This window comes from Bacteroidia bacterium, from assembly GCA_020852255.1.
Taxonomy (GTDB): domain Bacteria; phylum Bacteroidota; class Bacteroidia; order JADZBD01; family JADZBD01; genus JADZBD01.
On the sequence record JADZBD010000021.1, the window covers coordinates 1 to 13,200 of the forward strand.

Sequence of the window (13,200 nt, forward strand, 5' to 3'; positions counted from 1 at the left end):
ATTTAGGCGCATTTCGAACCGTAAAAATAAATTCGGTAATTGCTGAAATCGCTCGATTATCAGGCAGTTTTGGGGAAGAAGAAAAGGGACTTCCCCCTTTTTTAAGTTGGAAGTCCCTTTTTGCGGAGAGGGTGGGATTCGAACCCACGTTACCTTGCGGTAAACACGCTTTCCAAGCGTGCTCGATCGGCCACTCTGACACCTCTCCGTATTTTCTTTCAGGCAAAAAAGGAAGGCGAAATTACTCATTTTAGGGAAATTTCACGAGTTTCTAATCCCTTAATAATGAGCAGAGAGGAGGGAGTTTCTTAAGGACTTGGACATAAAAGAACCTTGATTATCAAATTATTCCATTACCTTTGCAGCGCTTCTCCGGAATAGCTGGGTTCATGCACACGCAACCCGGTATGGGTGATACCTCCCTTCGATTAAAACCTCCAAGGCAGTTTCCTGAAAAGTAAAAAGAGTCCGCTCCTTTTGAGCGGTTATCAATATTTATTTAAATAACTAAACCGATTATGAATTTTAATGAACTGAATCTGCATCCCGTTATCCTGAAGAACCTGGAGCGGGAAAAGTACACACAACCAACACCCATCCAGGAAAGGGCTATTCCACTCCTTCTGCAAAAGCGCGATCTGTTCGGATGTGCGCAAACAGGTACCGGAAAAACAGCGGCCTTCGCCCTTCCTATTCTTCAGCATCTGAACGAACATCCGGCTCCGGGCGGACCTCGTCCCATCCGCGCACTTATCCTGGCCCCAACCAGGGAACTGGCTTCACAAATTCATGAGAGCTTCGTAGTGTATGGAAAAGATCTTCCTGTCCGTCATACGGTCATCTTTGGCGGGGTCGGACAAAATCCGCAAGTGGATAAAATCCGTAAAGGTGTGGATGTACTCATTGCTACTCCAGGCCGCCTGCTCGACCTGATCGGACAGGGTTTTATCAAGCTGCATAAAGTGGAGCATTTTGTTCTGGATGAAGCGGATCGTATGCTGGATATGGGTTTTATCAAAGATATTCGCCGTATTGTATCCCTGCTTCCCCATCGCAGAAATTCACTCATGTTCAGCGCTACGCTCCCCGAAGAGGTGAAACACCTCGTGAAGGAGATCCTGCGTACGCCTGAATTTATAAGCGTAACCCCCGTGTCTTCCTCCGCTTCACAGATTGACCAGCTCGTATATCATGTGGAAAAGGATAAAAAACGGGAACTGCTGCAGCATCTCTTCCGGAACATGGACATTGAACATGCGCTGGTGTTTACACGTACCAAAAGAGGTGCTGACCGGGTTTCCAAATTCCTGAACCGCGAAGGGATTCGTGCGGAAGCAATTCATGGCGACAAATCTCAAAGCGCACGTGAGCGGGCCCTGAAAGTATTCAAGGACCGCAAGATCCGTGTTCTCGTTGCAACGGATATTGCTTCGCGCGGTATTGATGTGGATCAGCTGAGTCATGTAATCAACTTCGAACTTCCGGAGCAGGCAGAAACCTATGTGCATCGGATCGGCCGAACCGGCAGGGCCGGTGCTTCCGGTCAGGCCATCTCTCTTTGTTCTTCCGAGGAAAAAGACCTGCTGAAAGACATCCATAAGCTGATCAAGAAGCAGCTGAACGTTGTAAGCGAACATCCGTTCCGGAAATAATCGAACTGAAGTAGCGGTTAACGTATGGAGAACAGAAGCACTTTTTCCCAAAATCGACCGGAATTCTCAAGGGAACTGCGACGACGGGTAGATGATTATTTCCGCCGAAATAACATCACCCCTTTCGGAAACTGGAAAATTCATGTGAAGGCAGGAGTGCTTCTCTGTTCGGCTCTGGTCATTTATCTTTTTCTCATTTTTGATGTACTGCCCTTGTGGGGAGCGCTCGTGGGTACGGTGCTGCTGGGATGTACGTTCGCCTCTATTGGATTTAATCTGATGCATGAGGGAGCGCACGGAAGCTATAGTAAATACAAATGGCTGAACGAGTTTATGGCTTTTACACTCAATGTAATGGGAGGAAACGCAGCTATCTGGAAGCAGAAACACAATAACGCTCACCATACTTATACTAATGTGCAGGGGCACGACAGTGATATTGACATTGAACCCTGGATCAGATCAAACAAGGGTCAGAAACGCAGGTGGTATCACAGGTATCAGCATATTTACGGACTCTTCCTGTATTCGTTCACCTACCTCGTATGGGTGTTCCGGCAGGATTTTTCAAAATATTTTACCGGGAAAATTGCGGAAGCTTATTCCATGAGAAAATTACCGCCGGGTGAGCATCTTGTCTTCTGGTTGAGCAAATTGCTGCATTTTATGATCATTCTGGTGATCCCCATTTTAATGCTCGGCTGGAAAGAAACGCTGATCGGATACATCATCTTCTCACTCAGCGTAGGTTTTGTGCTGGGTATCGTTTTCCAGCTGGCACACCTGGTGGAGGAAACGGAATTTCCCGTAGCTGATGCGCAGGGTGAGATAAGCAATGAATGGACCATTCACCAGCTGGAGACCACTTCCAATTTTTCTACGCGCTCTAAACTGATGTCGTGTTTGCTCGGGGGATTAAATTTCCAGGTAGAACACCATCTCTTTCCGAAAATCTCGCATGTTCATTATCCTGCCGTAAGCAGACTGGTGAAGGAGGTATGCATGGAATATAATGTGAGATATAATGAACAGCCTACCTTGTACTCTGCCCTTCGTTCTCACCTGAGGTATCTCCGGTCAGTCGGAAACGGGTAAGGGTGGTTTTTTCCGAAGCAGCATAAGACAGGCAAGCATTACCAGTGTCCCGCCCAGCAGTCCCAGCCAGTCGCTTCCCGAACTGCCGTAATGCTCAATCTCCTCACCGAGTGTTCCCTTTTGAATCAGGTAATTGACAAGTACTCCCGTTCCGTTATTGACAAAATGCGCGAGGATAGGCGCCCATAGCGAACCGGTCCAGTAAAACATGTATCCCATCAGGGCTCCCAGCAGCAGCCTCGGAACCAGTCCCAGAAACTGGAAATGAAGAACTGAAAACAATAAAGCGGTCAGCCAGATGGCCCAGTGAATATTTTTTGTCCAGCGAGCAAGTATGGGCTGCACACTTCCCCTGAAAAAGATTTCTTCTGCCACTGCCGCGGTAACCGCTACCACCCCCATATTGATGAACAGATCACCCGGACCATCGCTGCGCAGAAAAGCACGTGTCAGGTTCTCGGCGTCTTTCTCCATCTTCAGCAGAATTTCCGGAAGCGGAAGCATGGCATTGAGCTCCGCCACAAAGGCAACCAGGGGCATGGTAGCAAGAACGCAAACTGCAATGATAAGTACAGTGGCAGGCGGGAACGCCCGGTTCAGCAGAAGTGAGGGCAGTACCGGTTCCCGCATGATGAGCTTATACACCACTGCGGGTACCAAAAAAGTGATGATGGCAGCAAGAAACTGTCCTGCCTTAAGATACCCGATGGTTTTTGGATCACCCGCTCCTGAAAACGCTTCCGGATCAATTACATTTAATCCCGCCCCGGCAATAAGCAACACCGCAACGGTGATCTGTGAAATCAGGTATCCTCCGCCAAAAAGCCCCATCAGGATGCCGAAACGGCTCACCGGGTCCTGATTCTTCCGCTGAAGAGGGGTTTGGCCGTCAATAAGCGTTTGTTCCTGATCCATTTGCTTCGTATTTGGTAATTTTGTACTGATTCGGATGGTTAAGATAGGAAAAATTGATCTTGGTGCTTTTCCGCTGCTGCTGGCGCCCATGGAGGATGTGAGTGATCCGCCGTTCCGGCATGTTTGCAAGCAAAACGGGGCTGATCTTATGTACACCGAATTTATTCCCGCCGCCGGACTCATCCGTGATGCCCGTAAGAGCCTTATCAAACTGGAGTTGGAAGAAGCGGAACGTCCTGTGGGTATTCAACTCTACGGTTCCGAGATTCATGAAATGGAACGTGCCGCCCGCATTGCACAGGAAGCCGGCCCGGATCTCATTGATATCAATTACGGATGCCCGGTAAAAAAAGTGGCCTGCAAAGGTGCGGGGGCAGGATTGTTGCAGGATATTCCCAAAATGGTGAAAATGACTGAGGCCATTGTCCGGATCACCGACCTGCCGGTGACTGTAAAAACCAGATTGGGGTGGGACATGAGCACGCTGAATGTGGTTGAAGTGGCAGAACGTCTTCAGGATGCGGGGATCGCCGCCATTACCATTCACGGAAGAACACGGGCTCAGTTATACAAAGGCGCAGCCGACTGGGCGCTGATCGGCGAGGTGAAGAATAATCCGAGAATGCGTATTCCTGTATTCGGGAACGGAGATGTGGACTCTCCTCAGAGAGCACTGGAAATGAAGAGCCGGTACGGTGTGGATGGTGTAATGATCGGAAGAGCATCTATAGGTTATCCCTGGATTTTTTCGGAGATCAAACATTTTCTCAAAACAGGCGAATTGCTTCCGCCGCCTTCGCCCTCGCTGCGTACGGATGTGTGCATCGCTCATCTTAAACGGTCCTGCGAGTGGAAGGGTGAGGTACTGGGCGTACTCGAAATGCGCCGGCATTATGCGAACTATTTCAAAGGCCTGCCCAACGGCCGCGACCTGCGCAATCGCCTGGTGCACGCAGTTTCCATGGAGGATATCATCGGCATTCTCACGGACTGGAAGACGGCCGCCTGAAATCAGGACTCTTTCCAATAGTCGGCGCCATAATCCACCAGAATTTCTGAGTTAGGAGAAATTTCGCGTACGGCTACAATATGAGGCACACCCTTAATGTTACGGTACACACAGTTGTTTTTCATTCCCTTTTTTTTGTTCGGACCATTCGCATCGTTGGCGTAGCGGGCCATTTCTTTTTTTGTGTGAGCGGCATCCACACAGTTTGAGTTGGAAACATAGTACAGGTAAGGGGCGTAATCAACATTTTTTCCGTAACGGCGGATAGCTCCCTTCCAGGTCATTTTCTCCCCTTTGTATTCCACAATGATGTCATTTCTGCGAATGCGGGAAGTGGTGAACAGACCCTTGCCTGCTCCGGGGATACGCGATTTTCGTACTACGAGCATAAAGCAGAGAGGGTTTTACTGAAGCCGGAATCCCATCACGAGCACATCATCTACCTGCTGGAGGTCTTTCTTCCAGTCGTTGAATGCGATATCGAGGCGCGTTTTCTGCTCCTGAAAACTTAGATCGTGAATGCGGAGAAGCAGATCCGCGAAGGGTTTGTACTTGAATTTTTTTCCTGAAGGACCTCCGAACTGGTCGGCATAGCCGTCGGAAAAGGCATACACACTGTCGCCGGGAAGGAGACGTACCTGTTGTGTACGGAAAGCCTGCATTTCGCCTGCATGTATTCCCACGGGCATTTTATCGCCCTTGAATTCTTCCAGTTTGCCATTCCGGATCAGCCATAGCGGATTATTGGCTGCCGCAAAGCTGAGTTGGTCGCGGTCCAGCACCATCAATACCATGTCCATTCCGTCCTTTTGTTCCTCCTTGCTGCCCTCCGGGTTCAGCGCAACAATCACCTCTTCACGCAATTTATTCAGAATCTTTCCAGGATCGTGCATTCCCCGGTTCACAACCAGTTCATTCAGCATGCTTACACCGATCATGCTCATGAATGCGCCCGGCACCCCATGCCCCGTACAATCGGCCACCGCAATGAAGAGTTTACCGAATTTTTCGGCAGCCCAGTAAAAATCACCGCTAACAATGTCTCTCGGACGATTGAATATAAAATAATGAGGGATGTTTTTTTTCAATTCACCTTCGGAGTTCAGCAACGCCTTCTGAATGCGCTCGGCGTAATTGATGGAATCGGTGATCTCTTTATTTTTCTCCTCAATAACGTTCTTCTGAAAAAGGATTTCTTCGTTGAACCTGCTTAAACGGATATTACTTTCTTTTCGGTCACGTGAAATGCGGTAAACCATTATCAGAATTACCAGAGTGAGCAGTGCGCCGCCGGCTGCAGCCCAGGAAATGAACCGCTGACGCTTCATCTGTTCCTGAACCACTTCATCTTTGGCTTTCTGCATGATCTCCTGCTCGCGTTGTTTTTCAAGGAATTTATAGGTAAGTTCTGTTTCGGTGAGCTTTTCGGCATTGCCCTGTTCCGCTACGCTGTCAGAATAGATCTTGAAGAGCTCATAATGTTCCAGTGCCCGCCGGTGATCTCCTTTGATCTTGTACAGCGAGGAAAGTCCTTCATGTATTTCTATAAAGTCTTCCCAGGAATTCATTTCCTGTGCCAGCTGAAGAGCCGCGCGGAAACAATACTCGGAACTGTCCGTCTTCTTCTCTTTCAGGTATAACTCTCCCAGCGATGAAAGGCAGATCGTTTGCCCCTGGATATCGTTCAAGTTACGAAAACCTTTGATCGCCCTCCATTGGTAACTTTTTCCCAGCTCGTACTGACCCAGATCAATGTAAACGTTTCCGATGTTCCCCAGTGTGCCGGCATTATAATGCCCCGGGGAATTTTCTGTCATCTTGTATACCTCAAAATACAGAGAAAGCGCTTTCTCGAAATCCTTTTTGGTATAGTAATAATTCGCCTGGTAGGTTTTGATCGCGCCCATATAATCCTCCTTGCCTCTCTGATGCGCTACACGCTCGGCTTCTTCAAAATACTGTATGGATTTTTCATTCTGCGGACTTTCCAGGAACACCGAACCGATCATGATCAGGCTTTGGATTTGTTCGTGGTGGTAACCCTTCATTTTTGCAATGGTCAGGCTGCGCTGAAGATGGTGCAGGGCGGCCGCCCGGTTTCCCAGCAGGTTAAAGCACCGGCCTATCCCGAAAGTAGCATTGCAGAATTCTTCCGATAAGGTATCCTTTCCCCATAACCGGATGGCCGAGGAATAATCCTCCATCGCTTCATCGTATTGCCCGATGAACGTCAGCTGGTCTCCGCGGGTACAGTATAATCGTGCCTTTTTCATGCCGTCCTGCTCCGCGGCGATAAGCCGCGAGAGGCTGTCGGTCACGGGACTTGCGCCGAGGCAGGCTGAAAGGCAAAAAAGAAACAGGAAAAGGCGAATTTTCATTGGGAACGTGAAGTTACGTTTTTCCCGGGAGTCTGTGGTAGGAAATTACTAAATTCGTCCTCCTTATGCACAGAACTCACCATTGCGGAGAACTGCGGATCAGCGATCTGGGAAAGAAGATCACGCTCGCCGGCTGGTTGTACCGTTCCCGCGATCTGGGCGGTATGACTTTTATTGACCTGCGCGACCGTTACGGAATAACACAGCTGGTGTTCAATATGGACAGCTCACGACCGCTTTGCGAAAAGGCACGCGGACTGGGAAGAGAATTTGTCATTAAAGTAAACGGAATTGTAACGGAAAGAAGCAATAAAAACCCACGGATTCCTACCGGTGATATTGAAATCATTGTGGAATCACTGGAGGTGCTGAATGAAAGCAAAACGCCTCCTTTTACCATCGAGGATGATACCGATGGCGGAGATGATCTGCGCATGAAATACCGTTACCTCGACCTTCGGCGTGAGAGTGTAAGGAAGAATCTGGAACTGCGTGCAGCACTGGCTGCAGAAACACGGCACTACCTGAATAATCAGGGATTTCTGGAAGTAGAAACGCCGGTGCTTATCAAATCTACACCGGAGGGCGCAAGGGATTATGTGGTTCCATCGCGGGTGAATCCCGGACAGTTTTACGCTCTTCCGCAGTCACCGCAAACTTTTAAACAGCTGCTCATGGTGAGCGGCTTTGATAAGTATTATCAGATCGTTAAATGTTTCCGGGATGAGGATTTACGCGCCGACCGCCAGCCGGAATTTACCCAGATAGACTGTGAGATGAGTTTCGTTGAGCAGGAGGATGTGCTGAATATGTTTGAAGGGCTCGTACGTCATTTATTTAAAAAGGTCAGGGGGGTAAACATCCCCGCCATGCCACGTATGACGTATGCTGAAGCAATGAGCAGGTATGGCAGCGATAAACCGGATATCCGGTTTGGAATGACCTTCGTGGACATGAATGATAGTGTGAAAGGGAAAGGGTTTAAGGTGTTTGACAATGCCGAAGCAATCATTGGTATCAATGCATCCGGTTGTTCTGAATATACACGTAAACAATTAGATGAACTTACTGAATGGGTGAAGCGCCCTCAAATTGGGATGAGCGGATTGATCTACCTCCGGTATGCTGCAGATGGTTCTTTGAAGTCTTCGGTAGACAAGTTTTTTCCCCCCGAAGAATTAAAGAAATGGGCCGAAGCCTTTTCGGCAAAACCCGGAGATCTCATCCTGGTCCTCGCAGGGGAACTTTCCAAAACCCGGAAGGCTTTATCTGAACTGAGATTGGAAATGGGCAACAGGCTGGGTTTACGCAAGAAGGATGAATTCTCCTGCCATTGGGTCATGGATTTTCCCTTACTGGAATACAATGATGAGAGTAAACGCTGGCATGCTATGCACCATCCATTTACTTCGCCAAAGCCTGAGGACATACACCTACTGAATTCTGATCCGGGAAATGTAAGGGCCAATGCTTACGATATGGTCATCAATGGGGTGGAAGTGGGAGGAGGTTCTATCCGGATCCATAACCGAGATCTGCAGCAAAAGATGTTTTCCGTGCTGGGATTCACCCCTGAACAGGCACAGGAACAATTCGGATTTCTTATGAGCGCCTTTGAATATGGAGCTCCTCCTCACGGCGGAATTGCCTTCGGCTTTGACCGCCTGTGTTCACTTTTTGGCGGAGCAGAAGGCATTCGCGACTTCATTGCATTCCCGAAAAATAATGCAGCACGGGATATGATGATCGATGCGCCTTCGGCGATTGACACCAATCAATTAGATGAATTGGGCATTGCACTGAAGAAATGACGGAAAGCACCAATACTTACAAGGCTGAGATAAGTGAATTCTTTCAGGAAGCCATGAAAGTAAGGAATGTGGATCCGGATCGCAGTTTGCTGATACTCAACAAGGCTTTATCCATTGCTAATGAGGCTAAAGACGGGGTTCTGGAAATAGGCTGTTATATACGCATTGCTCTTACTCATCAGGCTTCTTCTAGGTTTGCGGAGGCAATCCGGGTGAACGGTCAGGCACTGGATAAGAGCATTGAAATTGGTAATGAAGAATGCATATCGGATAGTTATTCCGGGTTTGGCAATGTGTATTACTACCTCGGTGACAATGAACGGGCATTGAGATATCATCTGGACAGTTTAAAAATTCGCGAAAAACTGGGTAAGCTGAATAAGATTGCTTCCACGATTAATTCTGTAGGCGTGGTATATGCAACCATGGCCAACTACCCGCTGGCTGAAAGTTTTTTTAAACGTTCACTTTCTATGCACCGCAAATTGCATGAACCCGGTGGAATATGTATGGCATTGAACAATATCGGATTGGCTGCTCTTGAACAGAAAAGGTATGGGGAAGCAATTTCTGTACTTAATGAAGCGCTATCCAATGCTGATTTGTTTGTTGAGAAGCTGCCGAATGACACCAGGCTTACAGAAATCCTAACTAATCTTGCCGATACTTATACTGAAATGGGCCGGCCGGAACAGGGCAGGCAGCATATCATGCGGGCCCATGAGCTCTTGAGGGGAAGAAAAAACATTGCGGAAGGATCATCGCTGGCAGCATTAGCGCGTTTCCATAAGGCCATGGGTGATTTTGAAAACGCAAAAACGATTTGCAGGGAGGCTATTGAGATATTTGAAGCATTAAAGCTGAAGGTTCAATGGGCGAAAGTGCTAAAGTTGCTAGGTGATATAGAGATGGATGCCGGAAATCCGGTCATGGCTATGGAATATACCAGAAAGTATATTCAATTAACGGAGGAATTGCATAAGGAGGAAATGCTAAAGAAAACCAGGAATCTTTCACTGATCTTCGAATCAGAAAACCTGCGAAAGGAAAGCGAGATCAATTACCTGAAAAATGTAGAGCTTAAAAAAGCTTATGATGAGATTGGGGTCATTAACCAGAATCTTACAGACAGCATACAATATGCCCGGCATATCCAGGAGGTGGTATTTAACAAACATCTGGTTAGTTTTAAATCGCGTTTTGCCGGTTCGTTTTGTCTGAGCCTTCCGAAGGATATCGTATCCGGAGATTTTATGTGGTTCCATGATTTCGGAGATCATGTAATAATGGCTGTGGCCGATTGTACAGGTCACGGGGTGCCGGGCGCTTTTTTAAGCATGCTCGGTAACGATCTGATCAGCAAAGCCGTGATAGAAAAGCAGATCCACTCCCCGGAGAGGGTGGCGGAATACCTGCATCTGTCGTTGCGTGAGTATTTCCCAGAAAAGGAACTGGCCCCCAAGCAGGGCATGGATCTGCTCATCGTTCGTTTAACCCGGAATGGGGCACTTTCCTGGGCAGGCGCGCGAGGGCATGGTTTACTGCTGATGGAAGGCGAGTTCCCGAAGGAGATGTATGGCGACCGGATCTTTTTGGGAAGTACCCTGGTGCATGATTTTCAGTTATGGGAAGCCCGGATGGAGCGGGGAGACCGCTTGTTTTTATATACCGATGGCTGGACGGATCAGAAGGGGAAGGAAGGCCGGAAATTTGGGAAAGCGGGACTTAAATTGGTTTTGGAAGCAGGTGGCCCGCTTCCGGAAATGGAAGGCCGCCTTAGAAATAGAATGGAGGAGTGGAGGCAGGACCGTGTTCAGCTGGATGATATGATGCTGCTGGGAATGGAATACGGCACACGCCGCTAAACTTTTCCGTTAGAATTTTGTACATTTGTGCCCTCAATTTAAAACCTACCATGGAACAAGGAACCAAGAAGAATAATACCGTAACCATTCTGGCGGTAGTGCTGGTGCTCTCTCTGATCGGGAATATCACGTTGTTCGTGACCAAGAATCAGCAGCAGGAGGAAATGCAGGCACGCATTGATACAGTGTATATTGAAAAAACGAAGGTGGAGAAGGAACTCGCGCTCACCGGAGCTGAATTAGACAAATACATGGGCATCAGCGATTCACTGGATAAAGTAGTTGCGGAAGGCAAGAATCAGATCGCCACGCTCGAAGACGACATCAAAAAATTAAAAGGACAGGTAAAGAAGGATGCATCCAAAAAGAAGGAACTTCAGGCTAAGATTGACGAGTTAAATGCCCTGGTGGAATCCTATCTTGAAAAAATTGACCAGCTGATTACGGAGAACCAGTTGCTCAAAACGCAGAACGCGGATCTCACAACGGAAGTGCAGGAGATGACAGAGCAGAATAAGAATTTGCAGGGAAAGGTGAATGTGGCCGCGCTGATCAAAACAGAATATGTAAAACTGTCTGCACTTAAAAAGAAGGTGCTGGGAGATGATTTTGTTGAAACATCCCTGGCAAAGAAAGTGGATAAATTCAAAGTGTCTTTCACCTTACTGCCCAACGGACTGGCGGAATCCGGAGATAAGAATGTTCATATTCGGATCATCGATCCCAATGGAAAAGTGCTGGGAGGGGGAACATTCAATGCCGGTGATACTGGTACACCCACCGATTTTACCGCAACCGTGATTATACAGTATGATAAAGGCGGAAAGGCAAGCGGAGCCGTGGAGTATGCGGGAAGTGATTTTAAATCCGGTAACTACAAAACCGAGATATACATTGATGGCATCCTGAGCGGCGGCGGCGGAGTGGTGCTGAAATAGCAGGAAGCTGGAAAATACTGAGGCTGCCGGAAACGGCAGCCTTTTTTTTTTGACGCAGGCTTCAGGACAGCGAGAGCCTGCTTGCTATCCAGCCGGCGAAATCAAATTGCTTGTTCGCCTCATCGCCGGTAAAACGGGATCGCTCAGCCTGAAGAACATGCCATTTTTCGCGAAAAGCAGATTCGTTTTCCCTGCGTTCGTACGCCAGATTCAGCAATTCCGAAAAATGAGTATAGAAGCTGAATTGCGGATATTTTCTCAGCAAACGCCGCAGTCCGTGATACCTGCTTTCAAATAGCACGTCGCCGCTTTCATACAGAATCACCAGATAGAGTAAACGGGAGGTTATGGATAGTTCCGGGCGAATCTTGCCGATCTTTTCTTCGTTGAATATCCTGTTCAGAAAGCGGGATGCTGAACGAAGATCGCCTCCGGACAATGCGACAGAGGCCATCATAAACAATACATCGAATACAAGCGGACTAAAGGAGACCGGAGTGGCCGCCAGTGTTTTTTCAATGGAACGTAAAAAATACATGCCCTGCTGAGCCTGCCCGGTTTTGTAGTGAAGAAACAACTCGTTCTCGGAAGTGTTCAGGAACATGATCCTGCCCAGCGTAATATTGCGCACCCCGTATTTGTCCATAAAATTCCGCTGTTCCGAAAGCATTTTTCCCGCCTGATCATACATTCCCAACCTGAATGTAACGTTCAGGAGGTTGTTCATATTCAGATGATATATCCCGGGAAGATCACGGATAAATACCGGCGCCGCCTCCATCACGTCTTTTACGGCAATATAGGAATCATACCGTGCCTGGTGATCTCCTTCTGCAGTGGCCAGCAGACCGAGAGTGGAGTGAAAGTAATACGAGGTCCAGAAACTACCGAGTTCGGCAGGTATCGGCTCGTGCCGGCGGAGCTGCTGTTTGTATTCCGCAATGCCGGCAGCATCCAGGTTGCCCTTTTCAATCCGGATCTGAACACGAAAGGCCAGCTGCATCAGGACGTATTGAAGCCGTAAGATCTCATTCATTCGAAGCTCCTCCTTCATGTTCTCCTCCAGCTTCGCCTCATCCTCATTCTTAATGTGAATGATTGTTTCCCACCGGAGAAACATCAGCAGGAAAGGATAAAGCTCCTGTAGATAGGCACTCTTCTTCGCTTTTTGAATCCTCTTCATGCATTGCCGGAATAAGCCCCTCTTATATAATTGCTCAATCTGAACCAGCAATGCAGAATGCCTCGCAAGATAGGTGTCCTCACGGTGAAAGACAGCCAGACTGTCAAGCACCGATTCATGCAGATAGTTTTTTGCTGCCGCGTAATGTTTCTGATCTCCACACAACGCATCTTCCCTGTACACCTCCTGCGCCGCAATTTTGTTGAACAAACGCAAATAGTCGGCAGTGCGCTCTCCGTGCCTGCCAGAGAAGATGGTAAAGAACCGGCGTTCCGGGCGGTTCAGGCTGTGAATCAGTTCGTGCAGTTCAGGACTGGCTTTCATGAATTGAATATAAAATTAGGTATTTTAGAT

10 protein-coding genes and 1 tRNA gene are annotated in these 13,200 nt (G+C 48.1%); 6 read left to right on the forward strand and 5 right to left on the reverse strand.

Features of this window, described 5'->3' with window-relative positions; translation table 11 throughout:
* Positions 1-123: 123 nt before the first annotated feature.
* A tRNA-Ser gene (locus IT233_12115) sits at positions 124-208 on the reverse strand.
* A 310-nt stretch (positions 209-518) separates the two neighbouring features.
* Here IT233_12115 and IT233_12120 point away from each other — a divergent pair.
* Together IT233_12120 and IT233_12125 are read left to right on the forward strand one after the other, a co-directional pair.
* Positions 519-1,652: a DEAD/DEAH box helicase gene (locus tag IT233_12120; GenBank protein MCC7303378.1), complete on the forward strand. Its 1,134-nt coding sequence runs from the start codon at positions 519-521 to the stop codon at positions 1,650-1,652.
* A gap of 24 nt (positions 1,653-1,676) precedes the next feature.
* On the forward strand, positions 1,677-2,747 hold the full coding sequence (locus tag IT233_12125) for an acyl-CoA desaturase (protein MCC7303379.1): 1,071 nt from the start codon (positions 1,677-1,679) through the stop codon (positions 2,745-2,747).
* Here IT233_12125 and IT233_12130 read toward each other — a convergent pair.
* Positions 2,730-3,662: a CPBP family intramembrane metalloprotease gene (locus tag IT233_12130; protein MCC7303380.1), complete on the reverse strand. Its 933-nt coding sequence runs from the start codon at positions 3,660-3,662 to the stop codon at positions 2,730-2,732. The genes IT233_12125 and IT233_12130 overlap by 18 nt on opposite strands.
* 34 nt (positions 3,663-3,696) lie before the next feature.
* On the opposite strand from IT233_12130, the gene dusB reads away from it, so the two are divergent.
* Positions 3,697-4,671 (forward strand): tRNA dihydrouridine synthase DusB, encoded by a 975-nt coding sequence (gene dusB, locus IT233_12135; protein ID MCC7303381.1) that lies wholly within the window; start codon positions 3,697-3,699, stop codon positions 4,669-4,671.
* A 2-nt stretch (positions 4,672-4,673) separates the two neighbouring features.
* On the opposite strand, the gene IT233_12140 is transcribed toward dusB, so the two are convergent.
* A complete protein-coding gene (locus IT233_12140; protein ID MCC7303382.1) occupies positions 4,674-5,060 on the reverse strand; it encodes an SET domain-containing protein in 387 nt (128 codons plus the stop codon).
* Between the two features lie 15 nt (positions 5,061-5,075).
* Positions 5,076-7,049 carry a tetratricopeptide repeat protein gene (locus tag IT233_12145; GenBank protein ID MCC7303383.1) on the reverse strand — a complete coding sequence of 658 codons (1,974 nt, stop codon included), beginning with the start codon at positions 7,047-7,049 and terminating at the stop codon, positions 5,076-5,078.
* A 65-nt stretch (positions 7,050-7,114) separates the two neighbouring features.
* Between IT233_12145 and aspS the strand changes: the two genes are divergently transcribed.
* From aspS to IT233_12160, 3 genes are read left to right on the forward strand one after another with little or no spacing between them, the layout of a single operon-like run.
* Entirely contained in the window at positions 7,115-8,860 is a 1,746-nt protein-coding gene (gene aspS / locus IT233_12150; protein MCC7303384.1) for an aspartate--tRNA ligase, read from the forward strand.
* Positions 8,857-10,725, forward strand: a complete 1,869-nt coding sequence (locus tag IT233_12155) for a tetratricopeptide repeat protein (protein MCC7303385.1) — start codon at positions 8,857-8,859, stop codon at positions 10,723-10,725. The genes aspS and IT233_12155 overlap by 4 nt, the downstream gene beginning before the upstream one ends.
* Positions 10,726-10,775: 50 nt before the next feature.
* The gene (locus tag IT233_12160) at positions 10,776-11,663 is read left to right on the forward strand and encodes a hypothetical protein (protein MCC7303386.1); all 888 of its coding nucleotides are present in this window, start codon (positions 10,776-10,778) and stop codon (positions 11,661-11,663) included.
* A gap of 61 nt (positions 11,664-11,724) precedes the next feature.
* On the opposite strand, the gene IT233_12165 is transcribed toward IT233_12160, so the two are convergent.
* Positions 11,725-13,170, reverse strand: coding sequence for a hypothetical protein (locus IT233_12165; GenBank protein MCC7303387.1), 1,446 nt, complete (start codon positions 13,168-13,170; stop codon positions 11,725-11,727).
* Positions 13,171-13,200 lie beyond the last annotated feature (30 nt).

Coding starts and splice junctions, on each gene's coding strand:
- IT233_12120 (MCC7303378.1), top strand. CDS start 519: ATGAATTTTAATGAACTGAATCTGCATCCCGTTATCCTGAAGAACCTG.
- IT233_12125 (MCC7303379.1), top strand. CDS start 1,677: ATGGAGAACAGAAGCACTTTTTCCCAAAATCGACCGGAATTCTCAAGG.
- IT233_12130 (MCC7303380.1), bottom strand. CDS start 3,662: ATGGATCAGGAACAAACGCTTATTGACGGCCAAACCCCTCTTCAGCGG.
- dusB (MCC7303381.1), top strand. CDS start 3,697: ATGGTTAAGATAGGAAAAATTGATCTTGGTGCTTTTCCGCTGCTGCTG.
- IT233_12140 (MCC7303382.1), bottom strand. CDS start 5,060: ATGCTCGTAGTACGAAAATCGCGTATCCCCGGAGCAGGCAAGGGTCTG.
- IT233_12145 (MCC7303383.1), bottom strand. CDS start 7,049: ATGAAAATTCGCCTTTTCCTGTTTCTTTTTTGCCTTTCAGCCTGCCTC.
- aspS (MCC7303384.1), top strand. CDS start 7,115: ATGCACAGAACTCACCATTGCGGAGAACTGCGGATCAGCGATCTGGGA.
- IT233_12155 (MCC7303385.1), top strand. CDS start 8,857: ATGACGGAAAGCACCAATACTTACAAGGCTGAGATAAGTGAATTCTTT.
- IT233_12160 (MCC7303386.1), top strand. CDS start 10,776: ATGGAACAAGGAACCAAGAAGAATAATACCGTAACCATTCTGGCGGTA.
- IT233_12165 (MCC7303387.1), bottom strand. CDS start 13,170: ATGAAAGCCAGTCCTGAACTGCACGAACTGATTCACAGCCTGAACCGC.